The organism is Dermacoccus sp. SAI-028, from assembly GCF_004346775.1.
GTDB lineage: Bacteria > Actinomycetota > Actinomycetes > Actinomycetales > Dermatophilaceae > Dermacoccus > Dermacoccus nishinomiyaensis.
In genome coordinates this window covers 3,005,317-3,027,947 of sequence record NZ_SMFS01000001.1, presented here as the reverse complement: position 1 = coordinate 3,027,947, position 22,631 = coordinate 3,005,317, and the positions used below count along the sequence as shown (strand labels likewise).

The window sequence follows — 22,631 nt, the reverse complement described above, 5'->3', positions numbered from 1 at the left end:
GACCTCTGAAATCATCAACCTTCCGCGCAAGCCGCGTTCCCAACGCGAGGATGGGACCAATCCAAGACGAGCAAACCGAGGCGGAGTCAGGGTTTTCAGCAAGACTGAGGAGCACGTTCGGCCCAGGCCGACTCTCCGCCTTACTCATCGTTTCCTCCCCCCTCCACTGTAGGGATGACGGCCGACATTGGACGCAGGCAGCGGCTGAGCTGACTACGCTGTGACCGTCTGGGTAGCGCTCGCCGACGTGGTTAGCGCAGTCGAGGTGGCCGCCGCGAGCGAACGAGCCACGGGCGGTGGCACAGCGTTCGAGACCTGCTCCACCTGCTGTGAGAGAGTGCCTTCGAGGACGAATGACCTCGGGAAGCCCTGCAGGAGCATCGCCTCATAGATGCTGAGCCGACGCGCTCCGTCCGGATGAACATGAATCTCGCGATGTCCGTAGGCGACCGTGGGACTTGGCTTGTCCCACGACAGGCGTCGGAAGCTCCTAGTGGGCGCGGGCGCAGCGGTCTCGCCCTTGAATCTCTTGGACCGCGGAGTCATCGTCCAATGGTTCGGATGTGTCGGGATGTCGTCCGCTGAGAGGCTTCGCGAGAAGAAAACTGGCTGAGGCAGGTGACCAATTGCGCCGCGCACGGTCAAGTCGACTCCCTCGCGGGAGATTGTCTTCGGCTTGAAGGCGCTAGCGGCTGCCTCGTTCTTGAATCCTGAAATGATCACACGGTTCCGTGTCTGGGGCACGCCGTAGTCGAGGGCCGAGTGGTCGGCGACACCCGCCGTGAGTTCCAACTCTTTGAGGCGAGCCAGGATCCCACGGAATGTCACCGAGTGCTTCGCATCGCGGATGCCCATGACGTTCTCGAAGAGCACGAACTGCACGTCGTAGCGTGTTTGCAGCGCCTGAACGATCTCAAGGTAGAAGGTTGGCATTTGATTTCGGGGGTCATCAGCGCGAGAGTTCGAGTTCGCGCGTGAGAATCCCTGACACGGGGGCCCGCCGATGATTCCGATGGCCTCGCCATCCGTCAGCGCCTTCGCGATCTCATCCAAGACGGCGAGGCTGCCGGACGCCTCGTTCCGGATCGTGATGTCCGCCGCAACTGACATGGTCGCTGGGAAGTTGCGCTTATGCGTCTGCACCGCGGCCACCATCCGATCGACAGCAAAGGCGATTTCGTAGCCCTCCAGATGGAAGCCAAGATCAAGTCCTCCTGCACCCGAGAAGAGGCTCACGATGCGGGGCAAGACCATCGGGCGCTCCTTCGGCTACGCAGGCACCCGACTGGGCCTTTCCGGCCTAGCGTACCGGCATCGCCGACTCAGATCAGACCGCTGTCGGCGTGTCGTGAGGCTCCTTCTGCTTGTGTCGGCTATTGCTTCCTCGCCCCCTACCAGAGCGCGCCGGAATGGTCCGGATGGGGCAGCTTAACGCGAACAGACGGAACGGGGCTGTTCGGACTGTCCGGTGGAAGCCAGGGCGCTAGCGGCAGGAAAGCTGTGGTGAATTTCGATTCCTGCGCGCTTCCCTACTCGACCAGTCGGACACTCCGAGGAGCACCTCCGATCAGTTCCCCGATTCACCTTCCGCATGAAGACCTCGTCGGGCCCTCTCCCCGGCCGCCGCCTCAAGGGGCCCTCGAAGGGATCGGGTCACGTACCTGTCTTGTGTGACGGTGTCGATGCGTGTGCTCAGTGCGGGGGAGGGGTATCGGTATCTCCTCAAGAGCATCGCGGCCGGTGACACCGGGCGGGACCTTGCGACGTCACTGACCCGCTATTACGCGGAGGCGGGAACCCCGCCGGGATTCTGGCTTGGTACTGGTTTGACCGGTCTCGAGGATGCGGCCGTCGCGGACGGTGAGGTGGTGACGGAGGCCCAGCTTCGTCATCTGCTGGGACGGGGTGAGCATCCGACGACGGGTGAGCAGCTCGGGCGGGCGTACTTCGCGTTCAAGCCGTTGCGGGAGCGGGTGAAGATCCGCACTGGCAGGTTGTCCGAGGATCTGAACGCTGAGAAGCGGGAAGCCGCGGTGGAGAACATCGTCCGTGAGGAGAAGGAACGCAAGCGCCCGCGCACCGTCGCCGGGTATGACTACACCTTCTCCGTCCCGAAATCGGTCTCCGTACTCTGGGCCGTTGCAGACGGCGGCACACAGGCACTGATCGGACAGGCCCATCACGCGGCAATCCGGGAAGTCATCGATCTGATCGAGCGTGACGTCGCGGCGAGCAGGACAGGCACGAACGGTGTCGCGCAGGTCGACGTGCGGGGCGCGGTGGCGACCGCGTTCGATCACTTCGATTCCCGCGCGGGCGACCCTCAGCTGCACACGCATGTCGTGATCGCGAACCGGGTGCAGGCAGCGGACGGGAAGTGGCGGACGCTGGATGGCCGGCCCATGCACGCGGCCGTGGTCGCGTTGTCTGAGCACTACAACGCGGTGCTCGCCGACCACCTCACCCGTGTCCTCGGGCTGGGGTGGGAAGCTCGCGATCGCGGCCGGGACCGCAACCCCTCGTGGGAGATCACCGGGGTGGGCGACGCGTTGATCGATGAGTTCTCGTCCCGGTCGGCCGCGATCGACACGGAGAAGAACCGGCTCATCGACGAGTACGTCACGCGTCACGGGAAGTACCCGTCAGAGACGACGATCATCCGGTTGCGCCAGCAGGCGACCCTCGCCACCCGTCCCGCGAAAGAAGTCCGCTCCCTCGCTGACCTGACCGAGGAATGGCGTGGACGGGCGACCCACGTGCTGGACGAGGAATGCACCACGTGGGCGACGCATCTTCTCGAATCCGGCACCGCCCGGGGAACCCTGCGCGCAGATGATCTTCCGCTGGACCAGGCCACCGCGATCGGTGAAGTCGTCGTCGCGCAAGTCGGGGTGAAGCGGTCGACGTGGCGGCGCTGGAATCTGCATGCCGAGGCATCCCGGCAGACGATGGGACTGCGCTTCGCGTCCACCACCGACCGGGAAACGATCATCGGCATGATCGTCGACGCCGCCGAGACTGCGTCGCTGCGGCTGACCCCGCCTGAGCTCGTCGTCCCGCCAGCGGAGTTCACTCGTCCGGACGGGTCGAGCATGTTCCGTCCGAAGCATCACACGGTCTTCTCCTCGACCCGCATCCTGGAAGCCGAAGACACCCTCCTCGCACTCTCACAGGCCACGAACGCCCCCGCCGTGCCGCTGCGCACCGTAAGCGCAGTCGTCTCCCGGCGAGACGCCCGAGGCATCCGGCTGTCGGTGGAGCAGCAGGCCGCGGTGGAGAAGATCGCCGTCTCCGGGCGGAGCATCGACGTGCTCGTCGGCCCTGCCGGAACCGGGAAGACCACGACCCTCGGAGCGCTGCGCCGCGCATGGGAGAAGAAGCACGGCGCCGGCACCGTCATCGGACTTGCCCCCTCGGCCGCTGCGGCGGAAGTGCTTGCAGAGGACCTGGGCATCGAAACCGACAACACTGCGAAGTGGCTTCATGAACATGACCACGGCCGATGGGACCTGCAGCCCGGCCAGCTGGTCATCATTGACGAGTCCTCCCTCGCTGGCACCCTCGCCCTGGAACGCATCGCCACCCACGCCGCCGAGGCCGGCGCGAAGGTCGTCCTCGTCGGGGACTGGGCGCAGCTGACCGCGGTCGATGCCGGTGGGGCATTCGGGTTGCTCGTCCGGGACCGCGGTGATGCCCCCGAGCTGGCCGACGTGCGCCGATTCCACGCCGAGTGGGAGAAGACGGCGTCCCTGCACCTCCGCCTGGGCCGGACCGACGTGATCGACACCTACGACGATCAGGGTCGGATCGTCGGCGGTGACTTTGAAGACATCCTCGACGCCGCCTACCGGTCCTGGTACATGGACATCGCCGACGGCAAGAGCAGCCTCCTGATCGCGGAGACCAACGAGACCGTCACCGAGCTGAACAGCCGCGCCCGCGACGACCGCATCCTCGACGGCCACGTCTCACCCGACGGCATCCGTCTGCGAGACGGCACCCGCGCCGGGACAGGAGACATCATCATCACCAGGAAGAACGACCGGCGCCTGACCACCGGCGGAGGGGCGTGGGTGAAGAACGGCGACCGGTGGCGCGTCGCCGAACACCACGACGACGGTTCCCTCACCATCGCACGTGCCGACGCCCGCCACGCCACCACCGTCGTGCTCCCCGCTGGCTACGTGGCAGACAACGTCGACCTCGGATATGCGGTCACTGCCCACCGCGCACAGGGCGCAACCGTGGACACTGCGCACGCGATCGTGCACTCGTCTTCAATGACGCGGGAGAACTTCTACGTCGCGATGACCCGCGGCCGGGCGTCCAACACCGCCTACGTCGCCATCGACCAGGCCCACCTTGAAGAACACCAGCTCCCCGACACCGAGCCCACCGCCCACTCGATCCTCTACGGGGTCTTGCAGCATGAAGGGGCGGAGAGGTCCGCGCACGAGACGATCGAGGCCGAGCAGCAAGCCTGGTCCTCGATCGCGCACCTCGCCGATCAGTACGAGACCGTCGCGCAGGAAGCCCAGGCGGAGCACATCACGGAACTGTTTGCGCGAGCGGGCCTTGACCACGGCCTCGTCGACGAGCTGACAGAGTCGGAAACGTTCGGGTCCATCGTCGCCACGCTGCGCCGGGCAGAGGCCGCCGGGCACCGACCGGAACGGCTGATCGACCGCGCACTGAAGGCCGGGCCGCTCACTGACGCCGATGACCCGGCGAGCCTGCTGCGCCACCGCGTGCAGCAACTCGCCACGCGCACCAGCCCCGGACGCGGGCGCGGCACCCGGCGACGGTTCATCGCCGGGTTCATCCCCGAAGCATCCGGCAGCATGCCCGAGGACATGACCCGCGCGCTGACCGAACTACGATCGCTCATCGAACAGCGCGCCCAAGCCCTCGCGGACGACGCCCTCACGGAGAAGCCTCCCTGGCTGAAGGCGCTCGGCCCCGAACCTCGTCCCGATTCAGCTGCGAGAGAGCCGTGGGGGACGGTATTGCGCATGGTCGTCGCCTATCGGGAACGCTACGGGATCACCGACCACACCCCGCTCGGGGCGAAACCGGATGCCACGCAGCAGCGCCTCGATCACGAACGCATCGACGGCTTCCTTACCAGCCTCCGCCGCCGTGGCACGCCTCCGGCCACGCCCGAGGTCACGCGAGAGGGAATCGGACGGTGAGCGTTCCGTCAGGACGTGGCGTCGTAGGCGGCGACGATGGCCGCCGAGACACGTCCCCGATCGCTCACCGTGTATCCGTGATCCCGTGCCCATTCCCGGATCGCCCCCAAGTTCCGAGCCTGCGCGACAGAAGATGCCGGGCGCCCGGCTGGGCGACGCCCCGTCAGGCGTGCGGCCGTCAGGTACGGGGTGAGCACCTGCCGAAGTTCATCCGCGTGTGCCGTCGACAGGTCGATCTCATACGTGCGGCCATCCAGCCCGAAGGTGATGCTCTCACCGGTCCCGTCGAGCTCGGCGCCATCAAGGTCATCAACGAGCTGAACACCATTTTGCGTGCCATGCGTTGATCGTGACACACCACAAGGGCGTCGCATCTCTGCGACGCCCCGGCACCTCACCCCAGTGGGTTCCTATCCATATGCGGTCATCTGCCCAGTGGCTCCGGGCGGGCGTCGATGCTGTGACCAGTCACCCCGGCGGTGACCGTCGGCGACGCTGGGCCCAGCTGCCGGGCACGCTCCGATGGTGTCGCCGCCTCGGCCGCGCCAGCGATACTGCGGGTCAAGCCCACGTGTCCCAGCGAGTGATTCCACGACAGGTGATATGCGCCGCTGCGGAACTCCCTATCCCACGTCCCGACCGGTGGCGCCTTGTAGACGTGACCGTTCGCGGCTGCAGCCTGCTCCGTCTCATCTCCAAAGTCCCACTGCGCCAAATGCGCGATCGCTGCCTCCGGACCGCGCTCTTCAAGAACCGAGAGCGCGGCGTCCGCGTCCTCGCCCTGCAAAAACACCACCGACGCCCACGGCCCTTCCTGCTCACCGAACCGCCCGGTGAACACCTCCGGCTCTTCGAGCTCGAACGACGCCATCGCCAGCTCGTCCTCATTCAGATACGCCTGCTCATAGACCCACTCCGGGTAGGCGTCATCCGGCGGGCACATGCCCGAGCGGTATCTCTCGCCTGCCTTAGAGAGGAACCCCGCCAGCACCCCGACCATTCGCGACGCCGACACATCCATCCCGACACCCGCATACAGATCCGTACCTCGATAGACATGCTCGCCGGCACGCACCTCGTACAAGAACTGCATCCGACTCCCGCCGGCCTCCTCGGGCGCGCGGCCTGTCTTCTCGACCCGCAGCGACATGCCGCCGACCACCGTCGATGCCTTACGATCCAACTCCGAAGCCATGACCAGTCCTCGCATCTATCTATCCGCTCACTTGCGTAAAGAGGTACGAGACGACCACCCCACGCAGGGCTGACGACTCCTCTCACGCTCGTGGCCGGGTCAACCTCGCTGAACCGGACGGTGCCACGGTAGAATTGGGGCATGACGGTGGCTGAGGTGATCCAAGCCGCGATGGCGCTCACGCCCGAGGAGCGATCGCGGGTCGCCGACGTCCTCTACGACGCCGACGCCCCCGACCAGGCGGTCATCGACGCAGCCTGGGCATCCGTCGCTTCACGCAGGGCTGACGAACTCGAGAACGGCACGGTCACGATGCTCTCTCGCGAGGAAGCGAACGCCTACCTCGACGCCCGCGCTGCCGAGAGAAGCGTTTGACGCTCCGCGTCGGGTTTCACCCCGATGCCGTGCGTGAGCTGGACGACGCGATCCAGTGGTACGACCAGGGTGGACAGCACCGCGGCGCGAGGTTCCGCACCGACGTCGACCGGGTCATCGATCGTCTCCTCGAATGGCCGGAGTCAGCCGAGACCATCCTCGACACGCCGGCTGGCCGTGTCTTTCGCCATGCCAAGGTTCCTCACTCGCACTACCGCCTCGTCTACTACCTCACCGACGAGGCCCTGAAGATCGTCGCCATTGCCCACGAACGGCGCATGCCGCTGTACTGGAGCGGAAGAGACTGACACGCCGACGGCGACCGCAACTACCCTGAAAGCATGGCGACGATCTTCCTCACCGTGCGGGTCGCGCTCGATGACGTGGATGAGGCGCTCCGCGTTGCGAGCGGCCTCGGATACGAGGCGCGTCCGATCGGCGGCAGGCGCCGCAGCACTCTCGTGCTGGTCGAGACGATGACCATCGACGACGCAACGGACGAAGGCGCCGCCGAACAGCGGGTGCGTCACCGTGTCGCTACGGCGTTGACAGAACACGGCCTCCAATACGACCTGATCGGTAGCGGGACGGACGCATCGAGCATTACGAAGTCGCTCTTCACGATCAGGCCCATCGGCGCCACCGACGAGACCGACTCGCTCGAGATCCGCGCCGACAACCGAGCCGAGTTCGAGCAGCGCCTGGCCGCCGTGCGTTCGCTGTTCAGCGGGGAATCGTGGCCGAGTCAGGACCTCGTCGGATACGAGGTCACCGTCGATGGCCTCGCCGCCGGTGATCCCGACGTGCAGCACCTGCCCTTCCTCCCGAAACGGCGATAGATCCGCGACGGGCACGTGCAGACGCCAGCTGGGACGAGTACAATTTGTACTGTGTCACGACCCGTTTCGGCGAGTGCAACAAGCCTTTTGGTACGAGTGGCACGCAGGTGGCACGGCCGGTCTGCGGAGACGCAGAGACCGCGAGATCACGTGCTTCCCGACGAGAACCGGGAGTACTGGCCCAGAGAGGAGGGGTCGCTGCGCACGGTGACTTCGGGCTTACGCAGCCCGCTGACGTTGTGACAGCGACCCCTTCTCTTGCGGCCTATCGCTAATCACCAACAGATCGGGGAACCGCGATGACAGGAACTGACGACGGCGTTGCCACGACGCGTTCACCCGAGGTAGCGGTGATCGGGGGCGGGATCGTCGGTCTGTCGACGGCGTACGCGCTGCGGGAGCAGGGCGTGTCGGTGCGCTTGTACGAGGCTGGTGTGCCCGGGACGGGTCAATCCGCAGGCGAGTCGCGGATCTTCCGGCATGCCCACGACGACCCGCGACTCGTCGCCTTCGCGCGCGAAAGCCGCGGCATATGGGATGAGTGGGCCGAACACTTCGACGTCGAGCTGGTCTCATCAGACGGTGTCCTGGCGATCGGAGACAGCGCCCTGGCGCGGCTGCGGGTGCTCGACCAGGTCGGCGGCGTGGAAGCGCGCGAGATCGACGCGGCCGAGGTCGCCCAGCGGATGCCGCTGCTCGCTGGGTACTCGGGGCCAGCGGTGCTCGACGAGTCGGGCGGCGCGATCCGCACCCGAGCCGCGATCAAGGCACTCACGGGTGCCCTCGCCGATGCGGTCACCACCGGTGAGGTCATCTCCATCGATCCCCGCGCCGACGGGACGGTCGAGGTGCGCAGCGTCACCGACCGGGCTGTCTACTCCAAGGTGGTCGTGTGCGCCGGCCGCGAAACCGCCCGCCTGGCACGCAGCGTCGGCCTGTCGCTGCCGGTTCGCCTTGCCGCACACGTCAGGCTGACCTTCGACGTGAAAGCCGCCGCCCCGGCACGAGTCGCGTGCCTGCAGGACGGCAGCGGCGTCTTCGGCGAAGTCGGCGTCTACGCGACGCCGCTACCGGGTAACAGAAACTATTCGGTCGGACTCAGCGACACCGTCGGCGTCCGCGACGACGGAACTTTCATCGACCCGGCGGCGATTCGATCGCTGGACGAACGCGCACGCGAATACGTCACACGGGCGCTGCCCGGTCTCCACCCAGAGCCGCGCGACTTCCTTCACTGCTGGGTGACCGACCTCCCGTGGAGTGAGGACGGCGTGGCCGTGTGGGAGGCAGACTCTGTCCTGTTTGTGGCTGGTCACAATCTGTTCAAGCAGGCACCTGCGCTGGGTCGCGCTCTTGCCCAGGCTGCGACCGGCGGCGGTGTCCGCGCCGAGCTCACGCCCGAAGCGCGCCTCGGCGAGGCCCAGAGCTAGGGCGTGTCCCCCCAATCGCGGGGGACCCGCGATTCTGGCCGGCAAACTGTTCAGCGAACCCACGATCGAGAAGGTGGACGTCCTGGGCCTCTAAGCTCCCCGCCTGAGACTACGACCTCGTCGAGTGTGTCGCTGTGCGATGTTCAGATCGCACAGCGACACACTCGTCACAATGGGGTCACGTTGGTGGCTGCCTGCAGTGCGGCGGCAAGGTAGCCCGCGGAAGCACCGACGCCCTTGTCCGCGACGTAGGCGGGCGTACCACCTGCAACCACGGTCCCGCCGGCGTCGCCCGCGCCGGGTCCAAGATCGATCACGTGATCGGCCACCGCGACAACGCGCATGTCCAGCTCCGCGGCGACGAGCGTGTTGCGCGCATCGAGCAGCGGTTCGTCCTGGCTTGTAGGAGCACCGGTTTCGCGGCTCGCATGCACGCTCGCCGAGGACGCGGTGTACCCGGCCTCACAGCGTGGCTGGGCGGGCGCGCTGGGTGCTGCTCGTAGACTAACTGGGTGGAGCTCGGGCAGAAACAGCAAGTGCGCTGGGTGCGCAGCCTGCTCGTCGCTGCCCTGACGGCGTGCTCGGCGGGCGCCGCGCACGTCGCCGGTGGCGGGCATCGCGCACCGGTGCTGCTCCTCATCTGCCTGGCGGTGATCGGCACGCCGATCATGCACGCGGTGAGCAGGCGACGCTGGAGTTTCGCGCAGCTCGTCGGCGTCATGGCAGTCGCGCAGCTCGCGCTGCACGCGGCGATGTCGACGCTCATGCCCGCCTCGATGACGATGCCGCACCACGCGAGCGCCGCCGACGTCAGCGCCGACGGCACGAGCGCGACGATGGCCGCGAGCCATATCGGCATGACATGGCTGTTCGCCGCGCTCCTCGCGTACGGCGAGAGGGCGCTCGCCTGGACGATCCGCGTCCTCGTACCGCAGATTCAGCTCGCGCCGTTCGGTGAATTTCCGACGGCCTGCACGGTGTTCGACGACATTCGTGCGCCCCGCCTGGTGACGCTGCACGCCCCGCGGGCCAGCCGCGCCCCACCGGTGAGTTTCGTTCTCTCGCACTGATCCTCGGATCTTTTCCCTCTCTCACGGGCCTGGCCATCAGGGCTGTCGACATGCGCCTCACGGCTGTCGACCGAGCGTCCGCATCGTGCCGGTGCGGTGCCCCCTGGTGTCAGGGGGGCCTGACGAGCGCACGACGGCATGAACCGCCCGTGGCCGCGCGCCATGTCGGCGTCACCCCCGTCGCGCATCGAGCGGCCCGGGCGCCCCGCGCGTCCTGCGTTGCCCGGCAGCCGTGAAATCGCCGCAGCGTTCGTCGCATCCATCGGCGACGCCACCGATGCCCCTGGCCGTGAGAGCCGCCGCGACGCCACGTCGCACCCAGAACGAAAGACCTCACCATGAGCATCACCATCACGTCCGCCACCCGCCGCACCCGCCGTCTGACGGCCGTCGCCCTCCTGACGCTCGCCGCGCCGGCAGCGCTCACCGCCTGCTCGTCGGAAGATTCAGGCACCTCGGGCGACTCCAAGAGCGCCGCATCGTCGGCGCCGGCCACGTCGACGTCAGCCACGTCGAGCGCCGACGCCACGATGGCGTCGCGCATCAGGCCGTCAGACACCTGGGCGAAGGCCGCCGATTCGGGCATGAGCGCCGCGTTCGGCACGCTGAAGAACACCGGGACGAAGCCCATCGTCGTCACCGGCGCTCGCGGTGACGCCGGGCCGGTGCAGTTGCACGTCACGCAGAAGACCGCGACGGGCATGGAGATGAAGGAGACGAAGTCCTTCACGGTGCCCGCCGGCGGCTCGCTCGAACTCAAGCCGGGCAGCAGCCACCTCATGTTCATGAATCTCTCGCACGCGCTCAAGGCAGGCGAGACGCAGAAGCTGACCGTGACGTTCGAGGACGGCTCGCACACCGACGTCAGCTTCCCCGTACGCGCCTATGACGGTGCGAAGGAGAAGTACGCGGGCTCCGGCCACGCGCAGCACTCGTCGGAGGCGACCCACTCCGGCGACGCCCACTCGAGCGGCATGGGTTCGCACTCGGCCGGCTCGACCATGCCAGGCATGTCGACCACCCCCTCCCACTGACCTGACGGCCCGAAAGGCTCCCACGATGAAGAAGATTTATGCCGCCCTCGCGCTCGCCACGACGATCGCGTTCGCGCCCGCCGCATCCGCCCACGACGAACTGACCGGCACGACGCCGAAGAATGGCGCGACGGTGAAGAGCGCGCCGTCATCGCTCGAGCTGACGTTCGCCGAGAAGCCGCTCGCCGTCGGCAACCAGATCTCCGTCAAGGCACCGGACGGATCGACGTCGAAGGCCACGCCGAAGGTCGACGGCAGCACCGTCAGCGCCCCGTTCGCGGGCCACGGTGACGGCGCGTACACCGTGACGTGGCGCGTCGTCTCCAGCGACGGTCACCCCATCAGCGGGTCGTACACGTTCACGCTGAAGGGTGGCACTGCAAGCACTGCGGCGCCGTCGACGGCAGCGTCGTCCTCGGTCGGCGCCGCGTCGTCGTCGCCGCGCGCGACGGCCACGACGACGTTCGACTCGCCCGCTCCGTCACCTGCGGCGGAAGCGCACGAGGACGCTGACGGCAGCGCCGCGTGGAGCGTCGTCGCCGCGGTGGCGGGTGTCGTCGTGGTGGTCGGCATCGGAGTCGCGCTCATGGCGCGGCGCCGTCGCGGCCAGTGAGCCTTCGCCGTCAGCGTCGTGACGATGCGCGGGGTGCCTCGACGGAGGTGCCCCGCGCGGGCCGCGGTCAGGACGAGGAGGGTTCAGGTGATGGTCCGTCTCGCGTGGATCCGCAGTGCCCAGCCGGCCCATCGGCGGCGACGGCCGGGGTGGCGCGCGAAGGTGGACGAAAATCGCAGAAGGGTACAGGAATAGCCGATGGGGGCGGGGCCTCGCGGCGGGGACTGATCGCCGGGTCGTTCGCGAGCCTCGGTGCCGTTGCGCTCGCGGCGTGTGATCGCGCGGGGTCGGGAGCGTCGGCGCCAGGGGCTGGGCCAGGTTCCGGGGCGGTAGGTTCGGGATCCTCGAATGCCTCGACCACTCAGGGCGCGCGTGCCAGCGCGTCGGCCCATCCGGCGCGCTGGCACGTGCCGAGCGGTGCGCCGCGTCAGTCGGGTGTGACGACGCAGCCTGGCACGCACGCGCACTGGCTCGGCCTCGACCTCGCGCGCGATGCGACCAAGGACGACCTGCGTCGTGCGCTCGTCGTCGTCGACGACGCCGCGTCGCGCTTCGTCGCGGGGTCGACGCCGCTGCCCGACATCGCGCATGAACTCGCGTTCGATGCCGGCGGCGTCGCGATCGCCGTCGGCCTCGGGCCGCGCGTGTTCACGCTGCGCGGCGTGCGGGCGAAGGCTCCGTCGTGGCTCGCGCCGATCCCCACGATGCCGATCGATCGGTTCGAGGAGCCTTGGGATCAGACGGATCTCGTCATCCAGATCGACGCGGCCAACCCGGTCGGGGTGAGCCACGCGGCGACGCAACTCGTCAGTGCGCTCAAGGGCATCGCGACGCCGCGCTGGCAGCAGCGCGGTTTCCACGCCGGCGCGCGCCCGAGCGATGCAGGTGTCACGCGCAACCTGTTCGGCCAGCTCGACGGGCAGGAGCAGCCGAACGTCGACGGCAACGAGGCCGACCGCGTGTGGAACGCCGCCACCACCGACGCGCCGTGGATGGAGGGCGTCACCGGTATGGTGATCCGCCGTATCCGCATGGACGTCGACGTGTGGCAGACGCTCGATCGCACCTCTCAGGAGAACGCGATCGGCAGGCGGCTGACGAACGGCGCCCCGCTGACGGGCACGTCAGCGCACGACCCGATCGACCTGGACAAGACGGACGAGCTGGGCCTCAGCGTCATCAACCCGGCGGCCCACGTGCCGCGGGCGCGGCCGGCGAAGACGGGGGAGCGCATCCTGCGCCGCCCCTACAACTACGAGGACGCGCGCGCCGACGGCACGAGCGACCGCGGGTTGATCTTCGTCGCGTTCTGCGCCGACGTGGCCGCGCAGTTCGTGCCGATCCAGCGCCGCCTCGCCGAGGCCGACCTCCTCAATACCTGGACGACGCCCATCGGCTCCGGTGTGTACCTGCTGCCGAGCGCCCCGCGGCCCGGAAAATACCTGGGCCAGAACATCGTCGAGGCGTGACGCGTTGCGTGCACCTTGTCGGCAGGGTGCCTGCGAATGCCTCTTTCGTCACGTTGACGGGTGCCGCGAGGTGTCGAAAACCGCGGAATGACGGGGTTGTCGGTGGCGGATGCCAGAGTTCACATCGCAGCCTCGTTGACGGGATCTGCCGCGCGTACTTGACTGAAATCAAAACGTGTTCACGAACGAGGCGGCGGGTGCCGCCGGAGGAGTCAGCTCGATGAAGCTCGCCGAACAGATCGTCTCCCAGCTCCAGGCCGCCGGTGTGCGCCGCATCTACGGCATCGTCGGAGACAGCCTCAACCCCATCGTCGACGCCGTGCGCCGCACCGGCGGCAGCGCGAAGGGCGGCATCGACTGGATCCACGTGCGCCACGAGGAGGTCGCCGCCTTCGCCGCCTCCGCCGACGCGCAGGTGACGGGCGAACTCGCCGTCTGCGCGGGCTCCTGCGGCCCGGGCAACCTGCACCTCATCAACGGCCTCTACGACGCGAACCGCTCCGGCGCGCCCGTGCTCGCCATCGCGAGCCACATCCCGAGCGCGCAGATCGGGCAGGACTACTTCCAGGAGACCCACCCCGACCGTCTCTTCACCGAGTGCAGCGTCTACTCCGAGCTCATCTCGACGCCCGTGCAGAGCCCCCGCGTCGTGCAGGCGGCGATCCAGCACGCCGTCACGCTCAAGGGTGTCTCCGTCATCACGCTGCCCGGTGACATCGCCGACGAGCCCGCCACCTCGGACGTGACGCCCGTCGCCGTGCCCGAGCCGGGCGTGCTCGTGCCGCCGACCGGAGTCGTCGAGAAGCTTGCCGCTGAGATCAACGCGGCGGAGAAGGTCGCCATCTTCGCCGGCGCCGGTGCCGCCGGGGCACACGACGAGCTCATGCGGCTCGCGAGCAAGGCCAAGGCGCCCGTCGGGCACTCGCTGCGCGGCAAGGACTTCGTGCAGTACGACAACCCGTTCGACGTCGGCATGACGGGCCTGCTCGGCTACGGCGCCGCCGCCGAGGGCATCGAGGACGCCGACCTCATGATCATGGTCGGCACCGACTTCCCGTACGACCAGTTCCTGCCCGACACGCGCACCGTGCAGATCGATGCGCGCGCCGAGGTGCTCGGCCGCCGCACGGCCGTCGACCTGCCGATCCAGGGCGACGTCAAGGCGACTCTCGACGCCGTGCTGCCGCTCATCGAGGAGAAGAAGAACTCGAAGTTCCTCGACAAGACGCTCAAGAAGCACGAGAAGCTCATGGACAAGGCAGTGGGCGCCTACACCCGCAAGGTGGAGAAGCACACCCCCATCCACCCCGAGTACGCCGCGTCGCTGCTCAACGAGGCCCTCGCGGACGACGCGATCGTCACCGCCGACACGGGCATGTGCAACGTGTGGTCCGCGCGCTACATCCAGCCGACGGGCCGCAGCCGCCTCATCGGCTCGATGCTGCACGGCTCGATGGCCAACGCGCTGCCGCAGGCCATCGGCGCCCAGTTCGCGCACCCCGACCGCCAGGTCGTCGCGATGTGCGGTGACGGCGGCCTGTCGATGCTCATGGGCGACATGCTGACGGCACGCGCCTACGACCTGCCGCTGACGCTCACCGTGTTCAACAACTCGACGCTCGGCATGGTCAAGCTCGAGATGCTCGTCGACAAGCTGCCCGACTTCGGCGTTGACGTACCCGAGGTCAACTACGCCGCCATCGCTCAGGCGATGGGGTGGCACGCCATCCGCGTCGAGAACCCGAAGGACCTCGAGAAGGCGTACGCCGAGGCGCTCTCGCACAAGGGCCCGAGCCTCGTCGACATCGTCACCGACCCGATGGCGCTGTCGATCCCGCCGAAGATCACGAGCGACCAGGTGTTCGGGTTCGCGACGGCCATGTCGCGCATCGTGCTCAACGGCGGTGCCGGCGAAGCCGTCGCGATGGGCCGCTCCAACCTGCGCAACATCCCGCGCAGCTGGTGACGGCGCTCCTCGCCGCCCGCTGAGGCGGGCGGCGAGGCCGAGGAATGAAAGCGGTCTCGTCCTGGTGTGGCGAGCCGCACGGTGTGAGTGCCAGGCGAAATCTGTCTGGGTCCTGCGATTTCCTCCAGGCGTTACTACAGGTGTAGTGTGACCGGATGGGGCCTGGGGAAGTACGGTTGAACCACGGCCCGGCAGCTTGCCGCGACGCGAGCGGCCGGCCCCCACGAAACCGCCCGCATCCCGTCCTTCGGAGGAAGCCCATGGCGCAGCGTCTCGACGAGTCTGCTCCTGCACAGACCACCGCTCGCGAGCAGATCCGTCAGTTCGCCCCCCGCCTCATCGTGCTCGCGCTCATGTGCGTGATCGTGCAGGGCCTCATGGGGCTTTCGTACATGGGTGCCTTCGGCAAGCCGGAGGCGAAGAAGGCGCCGTTCATCGTCGTCAGCCACACCGAGGGCAACGCCGGCTACATCGCGAACAAGCTCAACGCCATCGACGGTCAGCCCGTGCTCGCGACGATCAGCACCGACGAGAAGGCCGCCATCGAGCAGGTGAAGAAGGACGAGGCCGTCGGCGTCTACGTCTTCAACCCGAGCAAGACGGAGAAGAACCCGAAGGACACGCTCTACTACGCCTCGGCTCAAGGCGCCTCGCGCGCTCAGGTGGCGCAGACCGTCGCGACGAAGACGTCACAGAACGCGAAGCGCGGCCTCGTCACGCATGACGTCGTCAAGGCTGCGCCCGACGACGCCCGCGGAACCGCCGCGTTCTATCTCGTCCTCGCCTGGATGGTCGGCGCCTACCTGCTTCCCGCGTCGATGACGACCGTCGTCGGCAACCGCTCGCACACCGCCGTCGGGGCGCGCATGCGTCTGCTGCTGTTCGCCGGGTACGCGGTGCTCTCGGGCATCGTCGGCACCCTGGTGGCGCAGCACATGCTCGACGCGCTGCCCGGCCCGTTCTGGAAGATCTCCGCCATGGGCATGGCGCTCGTCTTCGCCGTCAGCACGTTCACGTTCGGCCTGACGTCGGCATTCGGTTCGCTCGGCGTGGGCCTCGCGATCCTGCTGTTCGTCATCCTCGGCAACCCCTCCGCCGGCGGTGCGTTCGCCTACGACGTGCTGCCCGAGCCGTGGCGCTCGGTCGGCCCGTACCTGCCGAACGGCGCGGGGGTCGACGCCGTGCGCTCGATCGCCTACTTCGGCGGCGTCGACCTCACCCGCCCCCTGTGGGTCGTGGCGGTCTGGGGCGTCATCGGCCTGTGGATCCTGTTCATGATCGGCAACAACACCTACCGCTTCGCCCCGGGCGGCGTCGACGCGAGTGACGACGACGGCGTCGGCGCCGTCGGCGAGTTCGTCGAGCATCAACTCGGCCACCACCCGCCGCACAGGCAGGAGGGCGGGCGGGGGCCCGGCTACGAGCGCGAGTCGCGGGAGCGGGCGTCTGAGACCGCCTCGAACGATGACGTCGACGGCCGCGGCGACGGCGGCGACCGCACCGCCGAGCTTCCCCTGCGGCGCGACCGCCGCGAGCGTCACGACACCGCCGACCATTCCGGCGACGGCGACGCGCTGGCCTGACGGACGCCGCGCGGCGGCCTGACGACGGCCGGAGCATCCGCATGGAAACCACCCCTGGGGCTCAACCGAGCACCTAGGGGTGGTTCTTCATCCTCTGACCTCGGTAGCGTCAAGTCATGGCCGACTGTGCGCTCGAGTTGAGTTTCGACGAGCGCAGCGCCACCGCCGTCGAGGAACAGTGGCGGGCGCTGCGATTCTTCGGCCTGCCGTCACAACTCGACCACCGTGGCATGACGAACGCGCCGCACCTGTCGCTCGTCGTCGCATCGGCGATTCCCGACGACGTGATCGCACGCGCCCGCGACTTCTTCGCCGCCGCGTTGCCGATCCGTCTCGACGTGCGCGGCCTCATCGCGTTCGGCGCGGGCTCACGGGTGACGCTCGCGCACCTCGCCGAGCCGCCCCGTGTCGTCGCCGATGAGGTGGCGGCGCTGCGTCAGGCGTCACCGCTCGTCCGCCACCCGGTGTGGACGCCGCACGTGACGCTCGGTCGGCGCATCCCGCGCGATCGACTCGGGGAGGCCATGGCCGCCGTCGACGCCCGCGGTGGTGAGCCGGCGCCTGACGTCCTCGTTGCCGACCGTCTGCGGTGGTGGGATCCCGCGACCGCGACGATCGACGTCCTCGCCCAAGCCTGACGTTGCCCCGGCCGTGCGGAGCCCCGCGGCACCCCTCAGAGCCGCCGTCATCGCCCGGAAGCGCGTCATCCGTGACGCGTTTCCGGGTCATGATCCGCTGCTTTCGGTCCGCGGCAGACGGCTGCTCGTCTCACGGGTCGGCGCGCGAATCGGGGGTTCATGAGGTGCGGGCCTAGCCTCGATCGTCATGAGCGCCCATGCCGAACGCACCTTCGCCGACCTCGTCACCGACGAACGTGAACTGCTGCTGTTCGCCATGACGCCCCCGCGTGCGACGACGAGTGCCGAACGTGCGCAGGAGATCGCCGACGCGACCCTCACGCGTCTCGACGGCCTCGACGTCGACGCGCTCATCCTCTACGACCTCGACGACGAGTCGGATCGCACCGACGACGACCGACCGTTCCCCTACCTCGAGACGATGGACCCGGCAGACTTCCTCGCCGGCCCGCTCGCCGGGTGGGGTGGTAACGCGATCGTCTACCGCTGCGTCGGCAAGTACGACGAGGCGCAGCTGCGCGACTTCCTCGCCTCACGCCGTCAGGGTGACGCGACCGTCTTCGTCGGCGCCAGTTCGTCCGACAAGCCGGTGCGGACGAGCCTGCCGCGCGCCGTCGACCTCGTCGCCGAGCACGAGCACGTGACGCTCGGCGGGGTCGTCATCCCAGAACGCCACGCACGCACGACCGCCGAGCACGAACGACTGCTGCGCAAACAGGAGTCCGGTGCGGCGTTCTTCGTCAGTCAGGTCGTGTACGACACCGGCGAGGCGAAGAACACGATCAGCGACTACGCCTACGCGTGCGCCGAGCGGGGCATCCGACCGGCGCGCCTCATCTTCACGCTGTCGCTGTGCGGCTCGGAGAAGACCCTCGACTTCCTCGAATGGCTCGGCGTCGACGTGCCCCGCTGGGTTGGCAACGAACTGCGCCGCAGCCACGACACCCTCGAGGCGTCCTACGAGCACTGCCTCGCCGCCGCGCACGAACTCGCCCGTTTCTGCCGCTACCTCGACGTGCCGTTCGGCTTCAACATCGAGAGCGTGTCGACGCGCCGCGTCGAGATCGACGCGACGGTGCAGCTCGCCCATGACATCGCCCGGGTGCTCGGACGCGGCGCTGGCGACGAGGCCGAGGTGCCGCAGCACGAACGTCAACCGGAATCGGCGTTCGGCGCCTGACGGGGCACGGCCGGGCGGCTCGGCGATCTGATCGCGCATGAGGCGGTTTCGGCTCTGGAACCGCACGACCAGCCGCGCCGGGGTGGGCTTTTCGGCCTGCCGGGCGTCCATTCGTGACACGAGCCACACGATCCCGCATCTCAGTTACGCTCGCGTAACTTTTCGAGCCGTCCTTCCCCAACGGTTCCCGCGAAAAGGTTACTGTGCGGTAGGTCACATCGCGTGGCTGCTCCATGCCGGTCCCCGGAAAACCCTCCCGCCCCGAAGGAACCCCCCATGCGCCGAAACCGTCTCGCCACCGTCACTCTCACGATCGCCGCCACCTCCACCGCCTGCGTCACGACGATGGCCGCAGCGCCCGCCGCCCAGGCCAACGCCGCCACCTTCTACACCGCGCCCGCCAGCGTCCCGACCACCCCCGGCACCCTCATCAAGAGTGAGCCGTTCTTCACCGGCCTCGGCGTCTACGGCAAGACGACGCGCATCATGTACTCGACACGCGACACGAACGACAAGCCGACCGCCGTCACCGGCGCCTACATCGAGCCGTGGGCGAAGTGGACGGGCCCGGGCCCGCGTCCCGTCGTCAGCTTCTCCGTCGGCACGATCGGCCAGGGCGACCAGTGCGCGCCGTCGAAGCTGCTCACCACCGCGCTCAACCTCGAGATTCCCGGCTCGATCGGCCTCAACTACGAGACGACCGCCATGAACAACCTGCTGTCGAAGGGAGTCGCCGTCGTCGTCACCGACTACGTCGGCCTCGGGATGAACGACCGCGTCCACAGCTACATGAACCGCGCCGACCAGGCCCACGCTGTTCTCGACGCGGCGCGCGTCGCGAGCAAGGTGCCCGGCGCGAGCGTCAAGGCCGACTCCAAGGTCGCGACGTACGGCTACTCCCAGGGTGGCGGCGCTTCCGGCGCAGCCGTCGAGGCCGCGCCCACGTACGCGCCGGAGCTGAATGTGGCGGCCGCCTACGTCGGCGCTCCGCCCGCCGAGCTCAACTCGGTGCTTTCCGGCGTCGACGGCAGCCCGATCGCCGGCGTCATCGGCTACATCATCAACGGCGCCGTCAACGAATACCCGGGGCTGCAGAAGATCATCGACGACAACCTCAACGACGACGGCAAGGCGATGCTCGCGAAGACGAGCGGGCAGTGCACCGCCGACATCGTCTTCGCGTTCGGTGGCAAGAAGACGGCGCAGTACACGAAGTCCGGCGAATCGCTCGCGCAGATCGTCGCGCGCGAACCGGCGCTCTCCGAATTCATCGACGCGCAGCGCATCGGCCGTCTCAAGCCCACGGCCGCCGTGCGCGTGGCGACGGCGACCGCCGACGACCTCGTCACGCACAGCCAGGCCCGCCAGCTCGCCGTCGACTGGTGCGGTGAGGGTTCGAACGTCACGTACGCGCCGCTGAGCAACCCGAGCGCCGGCACCAAGTCGATCCTCAACCACGTCGGCCCGTTCATCACCGACCAGTTGGCTGCACGTAACTGGGTCGTCGACCGTCTCGCCGGCAAGCCCGCGACGTCGAACTGCGCTTCCATCGCCGGGATGCCGTGATACCGGGACGCCGTGCGATCTGACGCGTGATCGACGAACCGCTCGAGAATCCTCGTGATTCCGGGCGGTTCGTGCGTACCGGCCCGTCCGGCCTGCACCCGGCCGCCGGGCAACGTGAGCAGCGTGCTTGGCGGGGCCTGCCCGTCCCGTCGTGTCGGGGGCCGCATGGAGCGCGCAGGCTGACACTGCGGCGTGTTTCACGTGAAACACCGCAGCCCCCGTCTCGTCGACGGGGGCTGCGGTGTTGCGCTCGACCTTGGGGTCGAGACGCGTCAGTGCGTGCGGCGCTCGGTCAGCGTTCGGTGGATGATCGAACCCGCGCCGATGCCGATGGCCAGCGCGGAGAAGAACGCACCCATGGCCGGGTACTTGAGGAAGATGACGGGCGAGAGTGCGACCAGCACGAGGCAGATCGCCGCCATGCCGGCCGGCGGCAGCTTGAGGAATGTCTTGTATGCCGCGAACCCGAGGACGTTGCCGAGCAGCCAGCCGGCGAGGGGGTCGATGAGCCAGCTCGGCTCGGGCAGCAGACCCTTATCGGGCTGAAAGATCCACAGCAGGAGGATGAGCACGCCGAGGGCCGTGACGTCGATGGCGACCCAGGCGGCGGTCGGGAACGTGAAGTCGTCGTCGTCGCGACGCTCCGTGGGTGAGGTGCTCATGCCAGACCTTTCAGCGTGGACTCTCGGCGAGGTCGACGGGCGTCGACGTCGAACGTCAGCGCGTCGGCAGACACGCGTTCCTTCATTTTCCCCGCAACGGCGCGTCCGGCGCCACCGATTCGGTCAGATTGGTGCCGGATGGCCTGCGCTGGGCAGGGCTGTCAGCCCCGGCGCCGCATCTGCATGACGATGAAGCACGCGACGCCGACGACGATCGCGAGCACGACGGCGAGGGAGCCGCCCGACAGGCGCGCGAGGGCGATACCCAGTGCGACACCGCACAGGGCGAGGAGAAAGGCGCGCAGGCGCGGGGACGACGTCATCGCTCCAGCGTAGATCAGGCGGGCCGGCTGGCACGGCCGCGGCGGGCGCGGCGGATCGTGACGCGCAGCCCGCGCGCGGCGCTCGTACCGAACACGAGCCCGAGAGCGATCCCGACGATGGCGCCGGAGGCATTCGTCGCCGTCTTCCACGACTCGTGCGGGTCGATGGCGAGCTGCGTGACGCTGACGAGCCCCAGCGAGCCGGGCACGAGCAGCCAGAAACTCGGCAGGAACAACACCATGCGCGGCAGCGTCGGGCGGGCGAGCGCCATCACCCATGCGCTGAAGGCGGCGACGAACGCGCCCGCGCACGCGCCGGCCCAGGCGGGGTAGGCGAGCCAGTTCTGGATCGACCACTGCGTCGCGTACGTCAGCGTCGTCACGGCGAGCACCCAGGGTGCGAGGCGCCGCGGCACCGACTCCATGAGGCAGATGCCGATCGTCACCGCCCCGAGGCCGATGAACCCGGCGAGCGGGCCCAGCTCGTCGACGCGGGTGTTGACGAAGGCGCTGCTCGGCGCGTGCGTCAGCAGGCTCGCGCCGGCGACACCTGCGGCGAACATGACGAGTTGCGCCGTGCCGTGCGCGAGGCGTGCGGCGCCGCTGACCATGGCGCCGGCGACGAGTTCGCTGAGGCCCGTGACGATGAGCGCGCCCGGCAGCAGCACCGCGACGGGTGGCAGCATCGTGCGCAGCGGACTGGCGACGAGACCGGCGTCGAAGGCGGCGAACGCGGCGGCCGCGACGATGAACCCGGCGAACAGCGGCAGCAGTGCCGCCGGGACGAGACGACGGCCCGTCAGGCGGATCAGGGCGACGGTGACGGGGCTCGCCAGGGCCGCGAACAGCACGCTCGGCCAGGTCGGTTGGAGGATCCCGGCGATGCCCGCTGCGACGACGAGGCCGCCGAGGTACATGCCGACGACGGGAAAGCGGGCGCGTTGCCTCCTCAGGCCGCGCAGCGTGGCGAGGGCGTCCGCTGGCGTCAGCGACCCCATCTCCAGACCGTGCTGGATCGCGGCGACACGCGCCGTCTGATCGAGTCGCAACGAACCCTCGACGGACTCGAACGTCGCCGGCTCACCATGGCCGAGCCCCAGCGTCACGCCGTTCGGGTTGGCCTGCATCTGCACGCCGGGCAGCCCGATGGCGCGGGCGGCGCGCACGACGTCCTCCTCCGCCTCGTGCGCCCCCGCTCCGGCGGCCATGTGAGCAGCCGCGAGATAGACGAGCAACTGACGCGTCTGCGCGGGCGTCATGCGGTCGTCAGCGGGGGACGCGGCACCTTGCGCGCTCCTCGGCGCGGCCCCTTGCGAGACGCTCGGCGCGACGTCGCGCGCATGCGTCGTCTGCTGCGACGGGTCGGACGGGATGGGCGAGCTCACCCGGCGATCCTAGAGCCGCCGGAGGCACCGAGCGTCCGCGAAAGGCTCCTCGCCCCGTCGCTGCACCGTCGCATCGTCGCCGCGCCTGAGCGCTCGAGGCCGCATGGTCCG

General features: G+C 68.6%; 20 protein-coding genes and 1 pseudogene. 14 read left to right on the top strand and 7 right to left on the bottom strand.

The features are described 5' to 3' along the window. Positions 1–213 precede the first annotated feature (213 nt). The gene (locus tag EDC82_RS13805) at positions 214–1,254 is read right to left on the bottom strand and encodes a DNA cytosine methyltransferase (protein WP_074040852.1); all 1,041 of its coding nucleotides are present in this window, start codon (positions 1,252–1,254) and stop codon (positions 214–216) included. 416 nt (positions 1,255–1,670) lie between these two features. Between EDC82_RS13805 and mobF the strand changes: the two genes are divergently transcribed. Beyond that, entirely contained in the window at positions 1,671–5,192 is a 3,522-nt protein-coding gene (mobF, locus tag EDC82_RS13800) for a MobF family relaxase (protein ID WP_074040851.1), read from the top strand. A gap of 8 nt (positions 5,193–5,200) precedes the next feature. On the opposite strand, the gene EDC82_RS13795 is transcribed toward mobF, so the two are convergent. Then, positions 5,201–5,548 (bottom strand): Lsr2 family protein, encoded by a 348-nt coding sequence (locus EDC82_RS13795; protein ID WP_235006243.1) that lies wholly within the window; start codon positions 5,546–5,548, stop codon positions 5,201–5,203. A 68-nt stretch (positions 5,549–5,616) separates the two neighbouring features. Further along, on the bottom strand, positions 5,617–6,387 hold the full coding sequence (locus EDC82_RS13790) for a hypothetical protein (protein WP_074040850.1): 771 nt from the start codon (positions 6,385–6,387) through the stop codon (positions 5,617–5,619). 141 nt (positions 6,388–6,528) lie between these two features. Here EDC82_RS13790 and EDC82_RS13785 point away from each other — a divergent pair, with 141 nt between their 5' ends. The 4 genes from EDC82_RS13785 (at position 6,529) to EDC82_RS13770 (ending at position 9,031) form a co-directional block, all read left to right on the top strand. Beyond that, positions 6,529–6,762, top strand: coding sequence for an addiction module protein (locus EDC82_RS13785; protein WP_083603968.1), 234 nt, complete (start codon positions 6,529–6,531; stop codon positions 6,760–6,762). Then, positions 6,759–7,070, top strand: coding sequence for a type II toxin-antitoxin system RelE/ParE family toxin (locus tag EDC82_RS13780; RefSeq protein WP_074040848.1), 312 nt, complete (start codon positions 6,759–6,761; stop codon positions 7,068–7,070). The genes EDC82_RS13785 and EDC82_RS13780 overlap by 4 nt, the downstream gene beginning before the upstream one ends. 33 nt (positions 7,071–7,103) lie before the next feature. Next, positions 7,104–7,601: a hypothetical protein gene (locus EDC82_RS13775; RefSeq protein ID WP_074040847.1), complete on the top strand. Its 498-nt coding sequence runs from the start codon at positions 7,104–7,106 to the stop codon at positions 7,599–7,601. A gap of 299 nt (positions 7,602–7,900) precedes the next feature. After that, entirely contained in the window at positions 7,901–9,031 is a 1,131-nt protein-coding gene (locus EDC82_RS13770) for an FAD-binding oxidoreductase (RefSeq protein WP_171969873.1), read from the top strand. A 167-nt stretch (positions 9,032–9,198) separates the two neighbouring features. Here the strand turns inward: EDC82_RS13770 and EDC82_RS13765 are convergent. After that, positions 9,199–9,423 (bottom strand): annotated as a pseudogene (locus EDC82_RS13765) (ethanolamine utilization protein); the annotation flags it as partial. A 120-nt stretch (positions 9,424–9,543) separates the two neighbouring features. Here EDC82_RS13765 and EDC82_RS13760 point away from each other — a divergent pair. From EDC82_RS13760 to EDC82_RS13720, 9 genes are all read left to right on the top strand, one after another. Continuing rightward, positions 9,544–10,101 carry a hypothetical protein gene (locus tag EDC82_RS13760; protein WP_131941892.1) on the top strand — a complete coding sequence of 186 codons (558 nt, stop codon included), beginning with the start codon at positions 9,544–9,546 and terminating at the stop codon, positions 10,099–10,101. Positions 10,102–10,439: 338 nt separating this feature from the next. Further along, positions 10,440–11,135 (top strand): copper chaperone PCu(A)C, encoded by a 696-nt coding sequence (locus tag EDC82_RS13755; protein WP_074040844.1) that lies wholly within the window; start codon positions 10,440–10,442, stop codon positions 11,133–11,135. A 25-nt stretch (positions 11,136–11,160) separates the two neighbouring features. Further along, positions 11,161–11,748: a copper resistance CopC family protein gene (locus tag EDC82_RS13750; RefSeq protein ID WP_074040843.1), complete on the top strand. Its 588-nt coding sequence runs from the start codon at positions 11,161–11,163 to the stop codon at positions 11,746–11,748. Between the two features lie 437 nt (positions 11,749–12,185). After that, the gene (locus EDC82_RS13745; RefSeq protein ID WP_160126269.1) at positions 12,186–13,217 is read left to right on the top strand and encodes a Dyp-type peroxidase; all 1,032 of its coding nucleotides are present in this window, start codon (positions 12,186–12,188) and stop codon (positions 13,215–13,217) included. A 220-nt stretch (positions 13,218–13,437) separates the two neighbouring features. Continuing rightward, on the top strand, positions 13,438–15,183 hold the full coding sequence (locus tag EDC82_RS13740; RefSeq protein WP_074040885.1) for a pyruvate dehydrogenase: 1,746 nt from the start codon (positions 13,438–13,440) through the stop codon (positions 15,181–15,183). 260 nt (positions 15,184–15,443) lie between these two features. Beyond that, complete coding sequence (locus EDC82_RS13735; RefSeq protein ID WP_074040842.1) at positions 15,444–16,766, top strand: hypothetical protein; 1,323 nt, start codon at positions 15,444–15,446, stop codon at positions 16,764–16,766. Positions 16,767–16,882: 116 nt separating this feature from the next. Continuing rightward, the gene (locus tag EDC82_RS13730; RefSeq protein ID WP_074040841.1) at positions 16,883–17,404 is read left to right on the top strand and encodes a 2'-5' RNA ligase family protein; all 522 of its coding nucleotides are present in this window, start codon (positions 16,883–16,885) and stop codon (positions 17,402–17,404) included. Between the two features lie 187 nt (positions 17,405–17,591). Continuing rightward, the gene (locus EDC82_RS13725; RefSeq protein ID WP_131941890.1) at positions 17,592–18,584 is read left to right on the top strand and encodes a 5,10-methylenetetrahydrofolate reductase; all 993 of its coding nucleotides are present in this window, start codon (positions 17,592–17,594) and stop codon (positions 18,582–18,584) included. Between the two features lie 276 nt (positions 18,585–18,860). Beyond that, on the top strand, positions 18,861–20,150 hold the full coding sequence (locus EDC82_RS13720; RefSeq protein ID WP_131941888.1) for a lipase family protein: 1,290 nt from the start codon (positions 18,861–18,863) through the stop codon (positions 20,148–20,150). Between the two features lie 272 nt (positions 20,151–20,422). Here the strand turns inward: EDC82_RS13720 and EDC82_RS13715 are convergent, their stop codons facing one another. The 3 genes from EDC82_RS13715 to EDC82_RS13710 all read right to left on the bottom strand — a co-directional run bounded on the left by EDC82_RS13715 (position 20,423) and on the right by EDC82_RS13710 (position 22,520). Beyond that, positions 20,423–20,812 carry a hypothetical protein gene (locus EDC82_RS13715; RefSeq protein ID WP_131941886.1) on the bottom strand — a complete coding sequence of 130 codons (390 nt, stop codon included), beginning with the start codon at positions 20,810–20,812 and terminating at the stop codon, positions 20,423–20,425. A gap of 161 nt (positions 20,813–20,973) precedes the next feature. After that, the gene (locus tag EDC82_RS14670; RefSeq protein ID WP_156444999.1) at positions 20,974–21,135 is read right to left on the bottom strand and encodes a hypothetical protein; all 162 of its coding nucleotides are present in this window, start codon (positions 21,133–21,135) and stop codon (positions 20,974–20,976) included. Between the two features lie 14 nt (positions 21,136–21,149). Next, positions 21,150–22,520: a threonine/serine exporter family protein gene (locus EDC82_RS13710; protein ID WP_200829308.1), complete on the bottom strand. Its 1,371-nt coding sequence runs from the start codon at positions 22,518–22,520 to the stop codon at positions 21,150–21,152. Positions 22,521–22,631: the final 111 nt, after the last annotated feature.